Below are 16,373 nucleotides of genomic sequence, written 5' to 3'. Positions count from 1 at the left end.
GGAGCCGATCATGAACGCCACCTTGCCTTATCTGCGAGCCGAGGATGTCGAGGCCGATCTGTCATGGACGGCGATGGTCGATGCGATTGCGGCGGGGCATCGCAGGCCACCGGCCCGGATCGGCGATCTGTTCCTGACCCGAGGGGATGACACCATGCTGAATCGGGCGGCTTGGATCGACGGGATCGGGATCGGGTTGAAGACGGTCAGCGTCATCGGTGACAACGCGACGCGCGGGCTGCCGACCGTTCAGGGTGTGATGGTGGTCTTTGACGACGTGACAGGGACGCCTAAGGCGCTGCTGGACAGTGCTCTCATAACCTACTGGAAGACGGCCGCCGATTCCGGGCTGGGCGCCCGTCATCTGGCGCGTCCCGACAGTCGACACTTGGTGATCTTGGGCGCGGGCCCGGTCGCCGGTTCGCTGGCACGGGTCTATTCCGCACTGTTCCCGAGGCTTGAAACGATCGGCATCTGGAACCGCACGCCTGCCAATGCAGAGGTTCTAGCCGATAAGCTGAACGCCGAGGGTTTGCACACCCACGCCGTCAGCGACGCAGCCGAGGCCGTGGGGCAGGCGGACATCGTGGCTTGCGCCACCATGGCTCGCGAACCGGTTCTTCGCGGCGACTGGGTCCGGCCCGGTACACATGTCGATCTGGTCGGCGCGTTCAGGCCTGACATGCGCGAGGCCGACGACGCGCTTTTGCGGCGCGCTCGCATCTTCGTCGACAGCCGCGAGACGACACTGGACCATATCGGAGAGCTGAAAATCCCCCTGTCTGCGGGCGTGATCACCCGAGAAAGCATCCTCGGCGACTTCCACGATCTGGAGGCCGGTCGGTCCGGTCGATCGGACGACGAAGAGATCACGATGTTCAAGAACGGCGGCGGCGCGCATCTGGACCTGATGATCGCCGAGGCAATCATCGACATCTGGCGGAAGAAAACCGGGACAGATCAGCCCTAAGCGAAAGCAAAAAGGCTGACGGACTCTCCGGCAGCCGCCGACGTCGGGCGGCTACGTTACAGGTTCGTCCTGCGTCTTGGAAACAGCCGCGAACCGCGCAGTCTTCGGATCGACGCGATAGTGCCCTTCGTATTCGGTGGCACGCCGGGCGAGGTCGTCGACGGCGTCGATGATGTGGTCGACCTTCTCATCGCTCATCAGGGCTGACAGGTTCAGCCTGACCCAACCAGGTTTGGCGGTTTCCTCACCCTGCGCCAACTTTTCGACAATCCTGTCGGACCCCTCACGATCGAGCCCGAGCAGCCTGTGGCCGTAGGGACCGGCGCAGGCGCATCCGCCGCGTGCCTGAATTCCGGTCAGGTCACTGAGAAGCCGGGTGAAGAACTGATGATGGACCAGCCCGCCCCGCCCGTCGCGGATCTGGAACGAAAAGATCGGCAGCGCAGGCGCATCCATGTTGCCGAGCAGCATGATGCGGTCGTTGCGCGACCAGACGGCCAGCGCCCGTGCCCGCAATTCGGCCTGCCGCGCGTCGAGCCAGTCCTGTCCCAGGGCGTCCTTGACGATCATCGCCAGCGCGACGCGAATATCGCCGATCACATTGGGCGTGCCGCCTTCCTCGCGCGCGGACAAGGCTGCGGCATAGTCGTGACCCCAGGGCGAGACGAAGCTGACCGTGCCGCCGCCGGGCAGGGTCGGTGTCTTGCGACGGGTGATATCGTCGCGGATGATCGCGACCCCGCTCGCCCCCGGCCCGCCGGGAAACTTGTGCGCCGAGAAGACGATCGCGTCCTTCTGCGCATCGGTGCCGGGGCGCATGTCCATCGCCGAATAGGGCCCGGCGCAGCCGTAATCCCAGATCGACAGGGCACCGTGCTGTCGCAGGACTCGAGTAACGGCATCGGTGTCGGTCAGAATTCCCGTCACGTTTGAGGCAGCCGAGAACGCCCCGATGACCCGGGCGTCCCCGGCCTCTGCCAATCTGCGACGCAGGTCGTTCAGATCGACGCCGCCGGCTGCAGCCTCGGCGATCTCGATCACCGCGGCGCCGGTCTCGCGCCAGGGAAGAATGTTCGAGTGATGTTCGTAGGGACCGATCAGAACGACCACAGGCTCGCCACGGCGAAGACTCCCCGCGAGATCCAGCAATCCGACGATCCGGTTGATGCCGCTGGTTGATCCCGAGCCGGTAAACACGACGCTGGTGCCCGCGCCCGCGTTCACCAGTCGACCGATCAGGGCGCGCGCGTCCTCGCGCAGCCGGGTCATGAACTCGCCGCAATAGGACGCTTGCGTGTGGGTATTGGCGTAGAAGGGCAGGATGTCGCGGCGAACGAAATCCTCGATCTGATCGAGACAGCGCCCCGAGGCGACGTAATCGGCATAGATGAGCGGGCGACGTCCGAACGGTCCATCGATCTTTGCGCCTTCGCCGATCAGCCCGGCGCGCAGATCCGCAGCGAGGTCGTCACTGATGAGATAAGGTCGAAATTCGTCAAGCAGCGGCATGGTTCAGTCTCCTTGCGAACGAAACTGACACAGGCACGCTCCAAAGACTTCACATCATTTGTCGTTGTTCACAGTAAAAACCGTTCATATGATCGATGAATGGCAGTTGTTCTCGATCAGATCGATTATCGAATCCTGCATGAGTTGCAGACTGACTCGTCCCAGTCTCAGCGCGAATTGGCCGAGCGCGTCGGGCTGTCACAGAACGCCTGCTGGCGTCGCCTGAAGGCGCTCGAGGCGGCGGGGGTCATCCTGAAACGGACCGTGGTGATCGATCGCGAGACGCTCGGCGGCGGTTTCGTGGTGTTTTCGCTGATCAAGACCCGGCATCACACGGCCGATTGGCTCGCCCGATTCCGCAGGCATGTCTCCGCCATCCCCGAGGTCATCGATTTCTTCCGGATCGGGGGCGAATACGATTATCTGATGAAGATCGTGGTGCGCGATATGGCCGGCTACGACGATGTCTACAAGCGCCTCATCGCGGACATCGAGCTCGACACGGTCACATCCTATTTCGCGATGGAAGCCATCGAGGAACAGCGGCCGATCCCGCTTCGCTGAGGCGACTTCCGAGGTCATGCCTTGACACGGCATCGTCCACGTGGAATGCCGACAAAAATTATCAACCATTGAGATGGGCATGAAGCTTTTCGTCAAGCAGGCCATGTTCTGCGTGCTGCTCCCCTTTTGGCCCAGTACCGCGACCGCGCAGGAAGCCGATGCCGTCTTTCCGATCACAATCGAGCATGCGTTCGGAGAAACGATCATCAAGGAAAGGCCGGTCCGCGTCGCAACGGTCAGTTGGGCCAACCACGAAGTGCCGTTGGCGCTCGGCGTCGTGCCGGTCGGCTTTGCCGCGGCGAATTTCGGTGATGACGACGGTGACGGCCTTCTGCCTTGGGTGGACGCCAGGCTGGATGAGTTGCAGGCCGAACCGCCGACGCTGTTCGACGAAGGCGACGGCATCGACTTCGAAGCGGTTGCGGCAACCGAACCCGACGTCATCCTCGCCGCGCATTCCGGGCTCAGTCGATCCGACTACGACACGCTCAGCATGATTGCGCCGGTCGTCGCCTATCCAGACGCGCCCTGGACGACCGATTGGCGCAGCATGATCCGGCTTAACGCTGCCGGGATGGGGATGGAGGCAGAGGGGCAGGCGTTGATCGAGCGGCTCGATGGTGAGATCACCGCGACCGCCGCGCGCTATCCAGAGCTTCGCGGAAAGACGGCGATGTTCATCACCCATCTGGACGCGACCGACCTCAGCGTCGTGCGTTTTTACTCGGCCAACGACACGCGAGTCCAATTCTTCGAGGATCTGGGACTGTCGATGCCCAGTAGCGTGCGCGAGGCGACACGACCGGGTCAGTATTCTGGCGAGGTCAGCGCCGAACTGGTCGACCGTTTCGACGATGTCGATATCTTCGTGTCCTATGGCACGCAGGATCTGTTGAACGGGCTGACATCCGATCCATTGCTGGCGCGAATGCCGGCGATCGCGAACGGGGCGCTTGTGATGCTGGGGAACGACCCTGTGGGGACCGGTGCCAGTCCCACCCCGCTGTCGATATCGTGGGTGCTGGACGACTATGTCGCGATGCTGGCGAAAGCCGCGCGCGCAGCGGAATGATCGCGGCCGCTCGGACCATGACGATCCGCCGCGCGTCGCGCGAGGGTCGCAATGTCGTCGCTGTGCTGTTGCTCGCCCTCATCGTCCTCGCCCTGTCGGTGCTGTCGCTTTCGGTCGGAACGCGTGACGTCGGCTGGGCCGACGTGCTCGCAGGGCTGGCTGGTGGGGTCGATACCATCGGGCAGGCGGCGGTCGCGGTGCGCATGCCGCGCACGTTGCTGGCGATGGTCGCCGGCGCATCACTTGGTCTGTCAGGCGCAATCATGCAGGGCGTCACCCGCAACCCGCTGGCCGATCCCGGCATTCTGGGCATCAACAACGGCGCGGCGCTTGCCGTCGTTCTGGGAATTGCGTGGTTCCAGATGAGCTCGGCCGCCAGTTACGTCTGGGTCGCGATCCTGGGCGCCGGACTGACCGCGATGTTCGTCTACGCGATCGGCTCTGTCGGTCGAGGCGGGGCAACGCCGCTCAAGCTGGCGCTGGCGGGCGCGGCGACATCCGTCGCCTTTTCATCGCTGACAATCGCCGTGGTTCTGCCGCGAAACGACATCGCCGGTGGCGTGCGCTCGTGGCAGGTCGGCGGCGTCGGCGGGGCAACGTTTGACCGGATCGAACTGGTTTTGCCGATCATGATCGCGGGACTGGCGCTCGCGCTGCTGTCTGCACGGAAGCTGAACCTGCTCGCGCTTGGCGACGATGTCGCGGCAGGACTGGGCGAGCGTGTCGCCGTTGGGCGCGGCTTGGCCTCGCTTGCGGCGATCATGCTCTGCGGAGCGGCGACTGCGATCTGCGGCCCGATCGGCTTCGTCGGACTTGTCGTGCCGCATGCGTGCCGACTGGTCTTCGGGGTCGATCACCGGTGGCTGTTGCCCTGTTCGGCGTTGGCCGGGGCCGCGTTGCTGCTGCTTTCGGACGTGATGGGGCGGATCATGGCCCGCCCGAGCGAGCTGGACGTCGGCGTCGTCACCGCATTCATCGGTGCGCCCGTCTTCGTCTGGATCGTCCGCCGCCAAAGGGTTCGCGACCTGTGAGCGGATCTGTCGACACGTTATCGATCCTGAGAGCGGGGCGACAACGGCGCGCACAAAAGCTGGGTGCGGTGACGGCTTTCATGATTGGGCTGCTCGGCGCGCTGTTCGTGTTGACGCTCGCTTTGGGCCAGTCCTTCACGCCGCTAGCCGACGTTGGCCGCGTCCTGCTGGGGCAAGAGGTGCCCGGCGCAAGCTTCACCGTCGGCCAGCTTCGGTTGCCGCGTGCCGTCATCTGCATCCTCGCCGGGCTCTCGTTCGGGCTGGGGGGCGTCGTCTTTCAGATCATGCTGCGCAATCCGCTTGCCAGCCCCGATATCGTCGGCGTCAGCGCGGGCTCGAGCGCCGCCGCGGTCTTCGGCATCGTCTTCCTGTCCATGGACGGCGCGTCGGTGTCCTTATTCGCGATCGTTGCGGGACTTGCCGTGGCGATGCTGATCTATGTCCTGTCCTTCAATGACGGCATCACGGGGTCGCGGCTGATCCTGATCGGAATCGGAATATCCGCGATGATCAACAGCTTCATCGCCTATGCACTGACCCGTGCACCGGCCTGGGATCTGCAAGAGGCGATGCGCTGGCTGACGGGCAGCGTGAACGGTGCCCGTCTTTCGCAGGCGGGACCACTTCTGGCGTCGCTTCTGGTCTTCGGTGGCCTGCTGGTCATGCTCAGACGCGATCTGGAGACTTTGCGCATGGGCGACGACATGGCGGCTGCCCTGGGCGTTCAGGTGGGACGGACCCGCCTTCTGGTCATCATCGGCGCGGTGGGCCTGATCGCGGTCGCGACCGCCACCACCGGACCGATCGCCTTCGTCGCGTTCCTTTCCGGCCCGATCGCCGCCCGGATCGTGGGATCGAACGGGTCCATCGTGGTGCCGGCCGCACTGGTGGGCGCAGCGCTCGTGCTGCTGGGTGACTATGCCGGTCAGTTCCTGCTGCCCGGCCGGTATCCGGTCGGTGTGGTGACGGGCGCGCTTGGCGCGCCGTTCCTGATCTACCTGATCGTGCGCGCGAACCGGACGGGGAGCAGCCTGTGACAGCAGAGCGACGATTTCAGGCAGGCGCGATCGCGGCCGGTTATGGCGGCCGCACGATCCTTGACGGGCTGGATCTGACGATCCTGACGGGTCGTGTCACCGCGATCGTGGGTGCGAATGCCTGCGGCAAGTCGACGCTGTTGCGGGTGCTGTCCCGGTTGTTGGCGCCTGTGCGGGGCAGGGTGACGCTGGACGGCAAGTCCATCCACGACCTTCCTACCCGCACGCTTGCGCGGATCATGGGGCTGTTGCCGCAATCTCCGATCGCGCCCGAAGGGATCACCGTCGCCGATCTGGTCAGCCGTGGGCGACACCCGCATCAGGGCCTGCTGTCTCGTTGGAGTGGTGCGGACGATGAAGCCGTGGCCCACGCGCTGGAGATCACCCGCACGGCAGACCTGGCAGATCGCGCCGTCGACGAATTGTCGGGCGGTCAGCGCCAGCGGGTCTGGATCGCCATGACGCTGGCCCAACAGACGGAGTTGCTGCTGCTGGACGAGCCGACGACGTTCCTCGATGTCGCTCACCAGATCGAATTGCTGGACTTGCTGTGCGATCTGAATGAACAGCGTGGCACGACCATCGTCATGGTCCTTCACGACCTCAACCTCGCGGCGCGTTATGCAGATCATCTGGTCGCGATGGCCGACGGCGGGATACATGCCGAAGGGACGCCGGAAATCGTGCTGACTGAAGATGTCATCCAGCGCGTCTTCGGTTTGTCGAGCAGGATCATCACCGATCCGATGTCGGGGCGCCCGATGATGTTGCCGATCGGCCGGCGGACAACGATCGGCGTTGTCGACGAGAATTGGTGATTTAAACTGTCGCCTATTGGCAACGACCTGTGGCTGCGGTCTTGCAGCCCGCTGCAGTGAAGTTGACACACACGCGCCCGTGGGCGACTTGAATCCCGACAGAATCTGTAGGGAACTCAACATGACCGCTCTTCGCTCTCGCCTTCGCATCGGTACGGTGCTGACCTGCTGCACCGCGTTGACCGCGCTTCCCACCACGATCCATGCTCAGGACGCCGCCACCGATGGTGATGGGCGGATTTCTCCGGTCATCCGTCTGCCTGCGATCACCATCGAGGCCACGGGCGCCGACGACGACGCGAACACGATCGTTGCCCATGAGTTCCAGGTCGGCGGCAAGGTGGCGACCAACATCCTCGATACGCCGGCTTCAGTTTCGGTCATCACGCAAAAGGAAATCCAGCGCCGGGACGCAAGGACGCTGGAGGACGCGCTGGAATACACCGCAGGGACGATCACTGATCAGTACGGCACCGACGATCGGAACGATTACTATTCGATCAGGGGTTTCCAGGCCTCGACCTATCGTGACGGTCTGACGCTGGGCTCGATGCGCGGTATCCGCGAAGAACCGCTGGCTTATGAGCGGATCGAGGTGATACGCGGCGCCAACTCGACCTTGTTCGGTGTTGCCGACCCGGGCGGCTCGATCAACTTCGTCACCAAGCGGCCGCGCGCAGAGCGCATCGCCGAAGCTTTCGGGACCGTCGGCTCAGACGACCGAAAGGAGTTCGGCTTCGATATCGGCGACGCGCTGACGCCGGACGCGACGTGGGCCTATCGCCTGACGGGCAAGCTGCAGGATGCCGACCGGGAATACGACTTCTCGCGCGATGACGAGACCTTCCTGATGGGCGGTCTGACATGGCAACCAAGCGAGGCGACCTCGATCAGCCTGATCGTGGACTATCTGGACCGTGACGCGACGCCGAACAGTGGGGGCTATCCGCGCTTTGGCGATTATGACCGCGACCTGTTTCTGGGCGAGCCGGATTTCAACTATCTCAACGTCGAAAGATCGACCGCCAACCTTATTGCGGAACATGATTTCGGCGACGGTCTGACCCTGCGATCGAACCTTCGCTACAGCGACACCGCCGACGACTATGGCTATGTCTATATCAGCGGCGACGACGGCACGTTCCCGGTGCCGCGTGGCTACATCGCGCAGGAGGGAGAGGCCGAAGAGGTCGCCGGCGACGTCATCCTCCAATATGACCGCAGCTTTGCGGCCTTCGACAGCAGCACGCTTGTCGGTCTGGAGTTTCGCGACGTGTCGTCCGCCCAATCCAGCTTTTTCGCGGCGGGTAGCCCCATCGACCCGCGCGATCCAAGCTACAGCGGCGCGCCTGTCAGCCTGTCGCAATATCAGGATCTCGACAGGGACAGCACGACGAAGGCCATCTTCGTGCAGCAGAACATGTCCTTCAGCGACAAGGTCATCGCGACGATCGGCGCTCGTCATGATCGGCTGGATATCACAGAGAACGATGGCCTCACCGGGACGACATCGTCTGACGATTTTGCGGAAACCTCTGTCCGCGGCGCCCTGACCTACAAGATTACACCGGAGATTTCGGCTTACCTGAGCTACGCCGAGTCGGTGGCCCCGCCCTCGCTCGGTGTCGAGCCCGAACGTGGCGAGCAATACGAGATCGGCGTGAAGTATGAGCCGGTTGGAACGAACGCGCTGTTCAGTGCGGCGCTTTACGATCTGAGCAAGACGAACATCAGCGTGGCCGATCCCGACACGCTGGAGCGGTCGCTGGTGGGCGAGATCAGGGTTCGCGGCCTCGATCTGGAGACGAAGGCGGAACTGAACGACAGGATCGACATGATCGCCGCCTATTCCTACGCCGACTCAGAGGTTCTGAATTCTGCCCCCGTGTTCGGGGTCGATGTCATCGGTAACGAAGTCGGGGTCGTGCCGAACCACATCGCGTCACTGTGGCTGGACTACACGCATCCCGGCGCTGGTCAGCGTGGGGACATGACGTTCGGGATTGGCGCGCGGTACACGGGTGCCTACTACTTCACCACGCAGAACCAGAATGGTCGAAGCGAGGCGACGACCCTGCTCGACGCGGCCTACAGCTACGCGATCACGCCCGAGACGGAGCTTGCGATCAACGTGAACAACCTCCTGGACGAAAAGCACGTCGTCGGGCGGGGAACGGCCGATTACTACAATCCGGGACGGACGATCGCCGCAACCCTGCGCCATCGCTGGTAGGGCCGGTCATGCGGTAGCGAAGCCGTCTCGACCACTGTCAGTTCAGCCGTCGCGTTTGCTTTGGAGCAGTCGCGACGGCTTTCTGCATTCACTCACCTCCCTCGTCGCGCGAGACGAGTCTGGGCGCATGCCGCCGTCAAAGGCATGATTCCAAGCAGACGCGTCCAAATCGGCAGCCTCTATCACGATAAAATCTATCGTTATTTTTATCTTGATTAACACGACTTCATCTGTCGTTATTTCGGTGTCTAAGTCGATGACGCGAAATCTTGGAGAGCACCATGTCCGACAATCGCTTTGCAGACCTCACTCTGCCGACACGAGCAGCCCGGTCTTTCTCGGTGGCCGCCCTGGCCATGGCCGGCTTGCTGACACTCGCTCACGATGCGAGCGCTCAAAGCCTCCTGAATGTCAGCTACGATCCGACGCGCGAGCTTTATCGCGAGGTGAACGAAGCCTTTGCCGCGAAATGGCAGGCAGACGGTCACGACGCGCCCGATATCGAGACCAGCCATGGCGGATCAGGGTCGCAGGCTCGTGCCGTCATCGACGGTCTTGATGCGCAGGTCGTCACGCTGGCGCTGGCATCCGATATCGACAAGATTGCGGAAACCGGCAAGCTGCCAGAGGACTGGCAATCGAAGCTGCCCCATAATTCCAGCCCCTACACATCGACGATCGTGTTCCTCGTCCGCGAGGGGAACCCCAAGGGTCTGAACGATTGGGGCGATCTGCTGAAAGACGGGGTCGAGGTGATCACGCCCAATCCCAAGACGTCCGGCGGTGCGCGCTGGAACTACCTAGCTGCCTGGGCCTGGGCTGAAAGGAACGGCCAGGATCCGCAGGATTTCGTTGGCCAGCTTTACAGGCATGTTCCGGTGCTCGACACCGGCGCGCGCGGCGCCACCACGACCTTTGCGCAACGTGGGATCGGAGACGTTCTGCTGGCTTGGGAGAACGAGGCTTATCTGGCGCTGGAGGAAATCGGCGAGGATCAGTTCGACATCGTCGTTCCCTCGGTCAGTGTTCTGGCCGAACCGCCCGTGGCACTGGTGGAAGGCAACATTGCCGATGAGGACCAGCGCGAACTGGCGACGGCCTATGTGGACTTTCTTTATTCGCCCGAAGGTCAGGCGCTCGCCTACAAGCATTTCTACAGGGCCTGGGACGACAGCGCCGCCGATCCCGAGGATGTCGCCCGCTTCCCGGACCTGGAACTCGTTGGCATCGATCACTTCGGTGGCTGGAAGAAGGCGCAGCCCGAACACTTCGGCGACGGCGGCATCTTCGACCAGATCTACACGAACGCTGACACGGCCTCTAAGTGATGCGCCCCCTCGTTCAGCGGACGGCGATGCCCGGTCTCGGCCTTTCGGCCGGGATCACACTGACCATGCTGTCCATCGTCGTCCTTTTGCCGATCGGCGCGCTGTTGATGCAGGGCGCCCAATTCGGCCTCGCCAACATTTGGGACACGGTTCACCGCGAGCGGGTCTGGGCGGCACTGTTTCTGTCGTTCCGCATGGCGCTGTTCGCAGCGCTGTTCAATCTGGTCTTCGGTGTCCTGCTGGCCTGGGTTTTGGTCCGCTACCGCTTTCCGGGACGCCGGATCATCGATGCGGCGGTCGATCTGCCTTTTGCCTTGCCGACCGCCGTGGCCGGAATCGCCCTGACAGCGCTTTACGCCCCAAATGGCGTATTCGGTTCGCTCGCACAGCAGATCGGCTGGAAGATCGCCTATACGCAGTGGGGGATTTTCCTGGCCCTTGTTTTCGTCGGACTGCCTTTCGTGACGCGCACAGTCCAGCCGGTGATCGAAGAGATCGATCCCGAGGTCGAGGAAGCCAGCGCGACCCTGGGTGCATCGCGCAGCCACACGCTTCGGCATGTGATCTTGCCGATGCTGACCCCGGCCGCGTTGACGGGCTTCGCCCTAGCGCTCGCGCGCGCGGTTGGCGAATACGGCTCGGTCATCTTCATCGCGGGAAACATTCCGCTGCGGACCGAGATCGCGCCCCTGCTGATCGTCATTCAGCTTGAAGAGTTCAACTATGATGCTGCCGGGGCTATCGGTATCGCGATGCTGCTGATGTCGTTCGCGATGCTTCTGGTCATCAACCTCATCCAGATATTCAGTCGCAAAAGGATCGGTCATGTCTGACGCGTCCTTGCATCGGCCCGGAGCAGCCCGCTCGGCTCGGCCAGCATCCTACCGCAAGCCCACCGAAGAAACGCCCGCCGCTCGAACGGCCTTGATCCTGCTTACCGTCAGTGGCCTCGCAATCCTGGTCTTCGCACCATTGATCGTGGTGTTTACAGAGGCGCTTGCAGATGGCTGGGCGGCGGCCATCGAAAGCCTCGGCAATCGCGACGCGCAATCGGCGATCAGGCTGACGCTGACGATCACGGCCATCGCCATGCCCCTGAACGCCGTGTTCGGGATCGCGGCCGCCTGGCTGATCACCAAATTCGACTTTCGCGGCAAGGCGTTTCTGATCACGCTGATCGACCTGCCATTCTCGGTCAGTCCTGTTGTCGCGGGCCTGTGCATCGTGCTGCTGTTCGGGGCCAATTCGCTGATCGGCGGCTGGCTGGTTGCACATGACCTGCCGATCGTCTTTGCCATCCCCGGCATTGTGCTTGCCACTGTCTTCGTGACGTTCCCCTTCGTCGCGCGCGAACTGATCCCCGTCATGACCGAACAGGGCAGGGCCGAGGAAGAGGCGGCCCTGACACTCGGCGCCTCGGGCTGGCGGGTGTTTCATACCGTGACGCTGCCGAACATCCGCTGGGCGCTGCTGTACGGCACGCTTCTCTGCACCGCCCGCGCAATGGGTGAATTCGGTGCCGTCGCCGTCGTCTCAGGCAAGATCCGCGGCCAGACCGCGACCATGCCGATCACGATCGAGATGCTCTACAACGAATACCTCTCGGTCGCGGCCTTTTCGATGGCGGCGCTGCTGACCGGCTTCGCCCTTCTGACCTTGCTGCTGAAGACCGCGCTTGAACTGCGCCACGCCGATGCGCTGGCCGCGAACCACAGGCATTGATCGAGGAAACCTGGCCATGGACATCCATATCGACGAAATCTCCAAGGAATTTGGCGTCTCACGAGCCCTTCACCCGGTGACGCTGTCGATCCCGTCGGGGACGCTGGTCGCGCTTCTGGGACCGTCAGGTTCGGGCAAGACGACATTGCTCCGCATCCTTGGAGGTTTGGAGTTTCCGACATCGGGGCGCGTTCTTTTCGATGGACGGGACGCGACCGGCCTCAGCGTGCAGGAACGTCGCGCGGGCTTTGTTTTCCAAAGCTATGCGCTGTTTCGGCACATGACCGTCTTCGACAACATCGCTTACGGTCTTGCTGCGCGACCCCGCGCCATTCGGCCAAACAGAACCGAGATTGCGCGAAGGGTGACGAAGCTGCTGGACCTGATCCAACTTCCCGACATTGGCGGTCGTTATCCAACGCAGCTTTCCGGCGGACAACGCCAGCGGGTCGCGCTGGCCCGCGCGCTTGCCATCGAGCCGCGGATGCTGCTGCTGGACGAACCGTTCGGCGCGCTGGACGCCAAGGTCCGAAAAGAGCTGCGGCAGGGCTTGCGCGACATTCACGACGAAACCGGGCTTACCACCGTTTTCGTCACCCACGATCAGGACGAAGCGATGGAGCTTGCAGATCTGGTCGTCGTCATGTCGATGGGTCGGATCGAACAGATCGGCCGACCCCTGGACATCCGCGAACGCCCTGCGACCGCCTTCGTGCGCAACTTCGTCAGCGCCTGACGGTCCGTGCGAACATTGGCTGTCGTCCAATAACGTTAAAACTTGAAGGGGATTCCCGCAGAGCGTTAACGCCTGTTTTCGATCATGTCCCTAAGACTGACCCTTCCATGATGCAGGGGTCGGAAGCGTGATAAGGCACACCGGGGCGAAGAATGATGGGCCCAGACGGCGGGCGAGTTCGTTCAATCCGCTTTTCAGCATGCTTCCGGCGATCCTGCTGCTGGTCATAGGTATCGGGTCCCTGGTCATCGCCACGGTGGCGCGCGCGGATGCGAGGGGGCGCTATCTGGTGGTCATGCGTGACAGCGTCGATGCCGCGACGGTGATGGATGCGGTCTATCAACACGGGGGCGGCGTGACCGGATTCACGTGGTTCAGCCGCGGCCTTTACGCGGTTTCGGACGCGCCCGATTTCGCCATGTCGATGCGCGCGTCAGGGGCTTGGATGGTCTGGGCGCTGCCGAACATTCCCGGATGTTTCGGAACGGTCGAGGTGCGGTCATGAGCCCACAGATTCTGCAGCTGCGCGAGGGGTTCGGCCGGCTGCTGTGCTGGCTGATCTGGGCCCACGTTCCCCTTCTGGCCTTCGCAGGCTGGACGACCACCGGGGCGGCCCTTCCCGCTGCCCTTGCGGGAACGCTTCTTGCGATGATCTATCACGCGAGCTGGCTGCTTTACGGACACGCGGCTGTGACGCGCAACCTGTCCGCGATCATCATGATGTGCCTGCCCGCGATCCTGCTGATGCTTTTCGCGCGCAAGCCGTGGCAGATGGACATGCACATGTATTTTTTCGCGATGATGGCGCTGAGCATCGGCTGGTTCGACCGCGCGACCATCGTGCTGTCTGCAATCGCGACATCGCTACATCACCTGATCCTGCTCTATGTCCTGCCACTCGCGGTCTTTCCCGGAGAAGGCAATCTGGCCCGCGTCCTGCTGCACGCAGCGATCGTGGCGTTTCAGGCAGCCGTCCTGATCTGGGTCAGCGGCAAGGTCCTGCAGGCGTTCGAGCGCATCCATCGAATGAGCGAAGAGATCGTCGCGACCAGCGTCGCTTTGAAGGAGCGGACGCTTGAGGCCGAGGAATCGACGCGCGTGAAAAGCATCTTTCTCGCCAATGTCAGTCATGAAATCCGCACGCCGATCAACGCAATCCTCGGCTTCAGCCATATCCTGCAGCGCGCGCCGCTGACGCCTGAACAGATGAACCAGGTTCGCAAGATTCATGGCGCGGGCTCGACACTGCTTCGGTTGATCAACGACCTTCTGGACTTTTCGAAGAACGAGGCGGGCAAGCTGATCCTTGAGCGGCGCGAGTTCGACCTTGTCGAAGCGATCGACAACCAGATCGCGCTCGTCCGCGATTCCGCTGAAGAGCGTGGACTGGGTATCGAGGTCAACTATCTGACCAATGTCCCGGATCGGCTCTCAGGCGATCAGATGCGTTTCGATCAGGTTTTGCTGAACCTTCTCAGCAACGCCGTGAAGTTCGGGCGCACCGGGACGATCGTCGTCACCGTGCGCTGCGATGAATGGACCGACGACACGGTATCGGTCCAGATCGCCGTTCGCGACAACGGCATCGGGATGAGCGCCGAAGAACAGTCGCGGCTTTTCACCGCCTTCAGTCAGGCCGACAGTTCCACGACGCGGCAATACGGCGGTACCGGTCTTGGTCTCGCCATAAGCCGACAGATCGTCGAACAGATGGGCGGCTGGATCAGGGTCGAAAGCATTGCCGATCTTGGCAGCGTCTTCACCTTCATGATCCCTTTTGAGCGGGTTGACACGGGTGCCTCTGCCCCGATGCGGGATAAGGCAGCCATGCCTGGTCGCCCAGCATCGAAGAATGAGATCGTGCATGTGATCGATCCGCGCTTCCGTGATCTTTGCGTGCTTCTGGTCGACGACAACGAGATCAATCGCGAGATCGGCGTCGGTCTTCTCGGCAATGCGGGATTGTTGGTCGAATGTGCCGCGAACGGTCGTGTGGCCTGCGACATGGTGGGACATTCCGGCCAGCGTTACGCGGCGATCCTGATGGACGTGCAGATGCCGGAAATGGACGGAATCGATGCCACGACTGAAATCCGAAAGGTCTGGAGTGCCGATCAGTTGCCCATCATCGCGCTGACGGCTCACACGTTCGACGAAGAGCGTCGCAGATGCCTCGCAGCAGGAATGAACGATCACATAGCCAAACCGATCGATCCGAAACTGCTGATCGCGCGTCTGAACCACTGGTTTCAGCGCGGCGCCCGCAAGACAATCCCGCAGCCGATGAGCCACAATGTCGTGCCTTTGGCTGGCGACGATGCCTTCGTCACATTGCCGGCCGATCTTGCACCCTTCGACTTGGGGCTGGCGCTGGACAGGACCAACGGCAATCCGGCCTTGCTGCGTCGCCTGATCGCCAGTTTCGCCCAAACCTATGCCAGCGCTCCGTCAGATTTGTCCCGGCTGATCAGTGCGGGTGAACTGGCGGAGGCATCTCGACTTGCCCACAGCCTGAAGGGTGTCGCCGCGACGTTGACCCTGTCGAGTGTGGCGGACGTTGCCGCGTTGCTGGAGAGGGCTGCCACTTCGGACGAAACCGGTGAGACAGACAATTTGATCGCCGCGCTGGCGGAAGCTCTCGATCCTGCCCTCGCGGCAGCTCAGACCCTGGAACCTACGGTTCGCACGATCAATACTTCCCAAGGCGCGGGTGGCGTCCGTGGCGAGCAGGACGCGGTCGACCTGGCACGCGATGCGCTGGTGCGCGTGCTTCGACGTCGCAGCCTGACCGCCGAGCAGGCTTTCGACGCCTACGCGCACGCTTTGGGTCTCGACGCGCAGGCACGCCAGGACCATCCCGCCCTTCAGGCCATTGCGTCGCGTGATTTCGACTTGGCCTTGGAAGCGCTGAACCTCAGCCATCCAGGCACCTTCCCGAAACGTAGGGACAAGTCGGCATGACGACGAAGCCGGTTGTCCTGATCGTCGACGATTCCAGTTTCAACCTGCAGCTTCTGGGCGCATTCCTAGGCTCCGACTACGACGTCTGCGTCGCCACGACGGGCGAGGAGGCGATTGAAATCGCGCCTGATGTCGAACCGGATATCGTGATCCTCGACGTCGTGCTTCCGGGCATCGATGGCCATGACGTGTGCACGTCGCTGCGCAACATGCCGCAGTTTCGCGATCTTCCGATCATCTTCTCGAGCGGCAATGGTGATGCTGAGACAATAGCAAGGGGCCGTGCTGTTGGTGGAACCGACTTTCTTGGAAAACCCGTCAACGCCGCTGCCTTGCGCAAGATGGTTGCAGCGCACACCGCTGAAGGCCGACGCCCATGTTCCGCATGAACG

General features: G+C 62.6%; 15 protein-coding genes. 14 read left to right on the top strand and 1 reads right to left on the bottom strand.

Translation table 11 applies throughout. The features are described from left to right. The first annotated feature begins 10 nt into the window (after positions 1-10). Positions 11-970 (top strand): ornithine cyclodeaminase family protein, encoded by a 960-nt coding sequence (locus MLD63_RS07205; RefSeq protein ID WP_255329182.1) that lies wholly within the window; start codon positions 11-13, stop codon positions 968-970. Between the two features lie 51 nt (positions 971-1,021). On the opposite strand, the gene MLD63_RS07200 is transcribed toward MLD63_RS07205, so the two are convergent. Further along, positions 1,022-2,479 (bottom strand): aminotransferase class V-fold PLP-dependent enzyme, encoded by a 1,458-nt coding sequence (locus MLD63_RS07200; protein ID WP_255329181.1) that lies wholly within the window; start codon positions 2,477-2,479, stop codon positions 1,022-1,024. Between the two features lie 99 nt (positions 2,480-2,578). Between MLD63_RS07200 and MLD63_RS07195 the strand changes: the two genes are divergently transcribed. The 13 genes from MLD63_RS07195 (at position 2,579) to MLD63_RS07135 (ending at position 16,370) form a co-directional block, all read left to right on the top strand. Continuing rightward, complete coding sequence (locus MLD63_RS07195; RefSeq protein WP_255329180.1) at positions 2,579-3,043, top strand: Lrp/AsnC family transcriptional regulator; 465 nt, start codon at positions 2,579-2,581, stop codon at positions 3,041-3,043. Between the two features lie 79 nt (positions 3,044-3,122). After that, positions 3,123-4,115, top strand: a complete 993-nt coding sequence (locus MLD63_RS07190) for an iron-siderophore ABC transporter substrate-binding protein (protein ID WP_255329179.1) — start codon at positions 3,123-3,125, stop codon at positions 4,113-4,115. 17 nt (positions 4,116-4,132) lie between these two features. Beyond that, positions 4,133-5,146 (top strand): FecCD family ABC transporter permease, encoded by a 1,014-nt coding sequence (locus tag MLD63_RS07185; protein ID WP_255329178.1) that lies wholly within the window; start codon positions 4,133-4,135, stop codon positions 5,144-5,146. An 80-nt stretch (positions 5,147-5,226) separates the two neighbouring features. Further along, positions 5,227-6,183: a FecCD family ABC transporter permease gene (locus MLD63_RS07180; RefSeq protein ID WP_255329177.1), complete on the top strand. Its 957-nt coding sequence runs from the start codon at positions 5,227-5,229 to the stop codon at positions 6,181-6,183. Continuing rightward, positions 6,180-7,001, top strand: coding sequence for an ABC transporter ATP-binding protein (locus MLD63_RS07175; RefSeq protein WP_255329176.1), 822 nt, complete (start codon positions 6,180-6,182; stop codon positions 6,999-7,001). Before MLD63_RS07180 ends, MLD63_RS07175 begins: the two co-directional genes overlap by 4 nt. 121 nt (positions 7,002-7,122) lie before the next feature. Further along, entirely contained in the window at positions 7,123-9,234 is a 2,112-nt protein-coding gene (locus tag MLD63_RS07170; protein WP_255329175.1) for a TonB-dependent siderophore receptor, read from the top strand. A gap of 356 nt (positions 9,235-9,590) precedes the next feature. Next, positions 9,591-10,562: a sulfate ABC transporter substrate-binding protein gene (locus MLD63_RS07165; protein WP_255329531.1), complete on the top strand. Its 972-nt coding sequence runs from the start codon at positions 9,591-9,593 to the stop codon at positions 10,560-10,562. Then, the gene (cysT, locus tag MLD63_RS07160) at positions 10,562-11,395 is read left to right on the top strand and encodes a sulfate ABC transporter permease subunit CysT (RefSeq protein ID WP_255329174.1); all 834 of its coding nucleotides are present in this window, start codon (positions 10,562-10,564) and stop codon (positions 11,393-11,395) included. Before MLD63_RS07165 ends, cysT begins: the two co-directional genes overlap by 1 nt. Beyond that, the gene (cysW, locus tag MLD63_RS07155) at positions 11,388-12,284 is read left to right on the top strand and encodes a sulfate ABC transporter permease subunit CysW (protein WP_255329173.1); all 897 of its coding nucleotides are present in this window, start codon (positions 11,388-11,390) and stop codon (positions 12,282-12,284) included. Before cysT ends, cysW begins: the two co-directional genes overlap by 8 nt. 16 nt (positions 12,285-12,300) lie before the next feature. After that, positions 12,301-13,020, top strand: a complete 720-nt coding sequence (locus MLD63_RS07150; RefSeq protein WP_255329172.1) for a sulfate/molybdate ABC transporter ATP-binding protein — start codon at positions 12,301-12,303, stop codon at positions 13,018-13,020. Between the two features lie 199 nt (positions 13,021-13,219). After that, on the top strand, positions 13,220-13,525 hold the full coding sequence (locus MLD63_RS07145; RefSeq protein ID WP_255329171.1) for a hypothetical protein: 306 nt from the start codon (positions 13,220-13,222) through the stop codon (positions 13,523-13,525). Next, the gene (locus tag MLD63_RS07140; protein WP_255329170.1) at positions 13,522-15,981 is read left to right on the top strand and encodes a hybrid sensor histidine kinase/response regulator; all 2,460 of its coding nucleotides are present in this window, start codon (positions 13,522-13,524) and stop codon (positions 15,979-15,981) included. The genes MLD63_RS07145 and MLD63_RS07140 overlap by 4 nt, the downstream gene beginning before the upstream one ends. Continuing rightward, a complete protein-coding gene (locus MLD63_RS07135) occupies positions 15,978-16,370 on the top strand; it encodes a response regulator (RefSeq protein ID WP_255329169.1) in 393 nt (130 codons plus the stop codon). The genes MLD63_RS07140 and MLD63_RS07135 overlap by 4 nt, the downstream gene beginning before the upstream one ends. The last annotated feature ends 3 nt before the right edge of the window (positions 16,371-16,373 follow it).

It is taken from the genome of Paracoccus albicereus, from assembly GCF_024359525.1.
Lineage (GTDB): Bacteria > Pseudomonadota > Alphaproteobacteria > Rhodobacterales > Rhodobacteraceae > Paracoccus > Paracoccus albicereus.
This window is presented reverse-complemented; position numbering and strand designations above follow the sequence as displayed.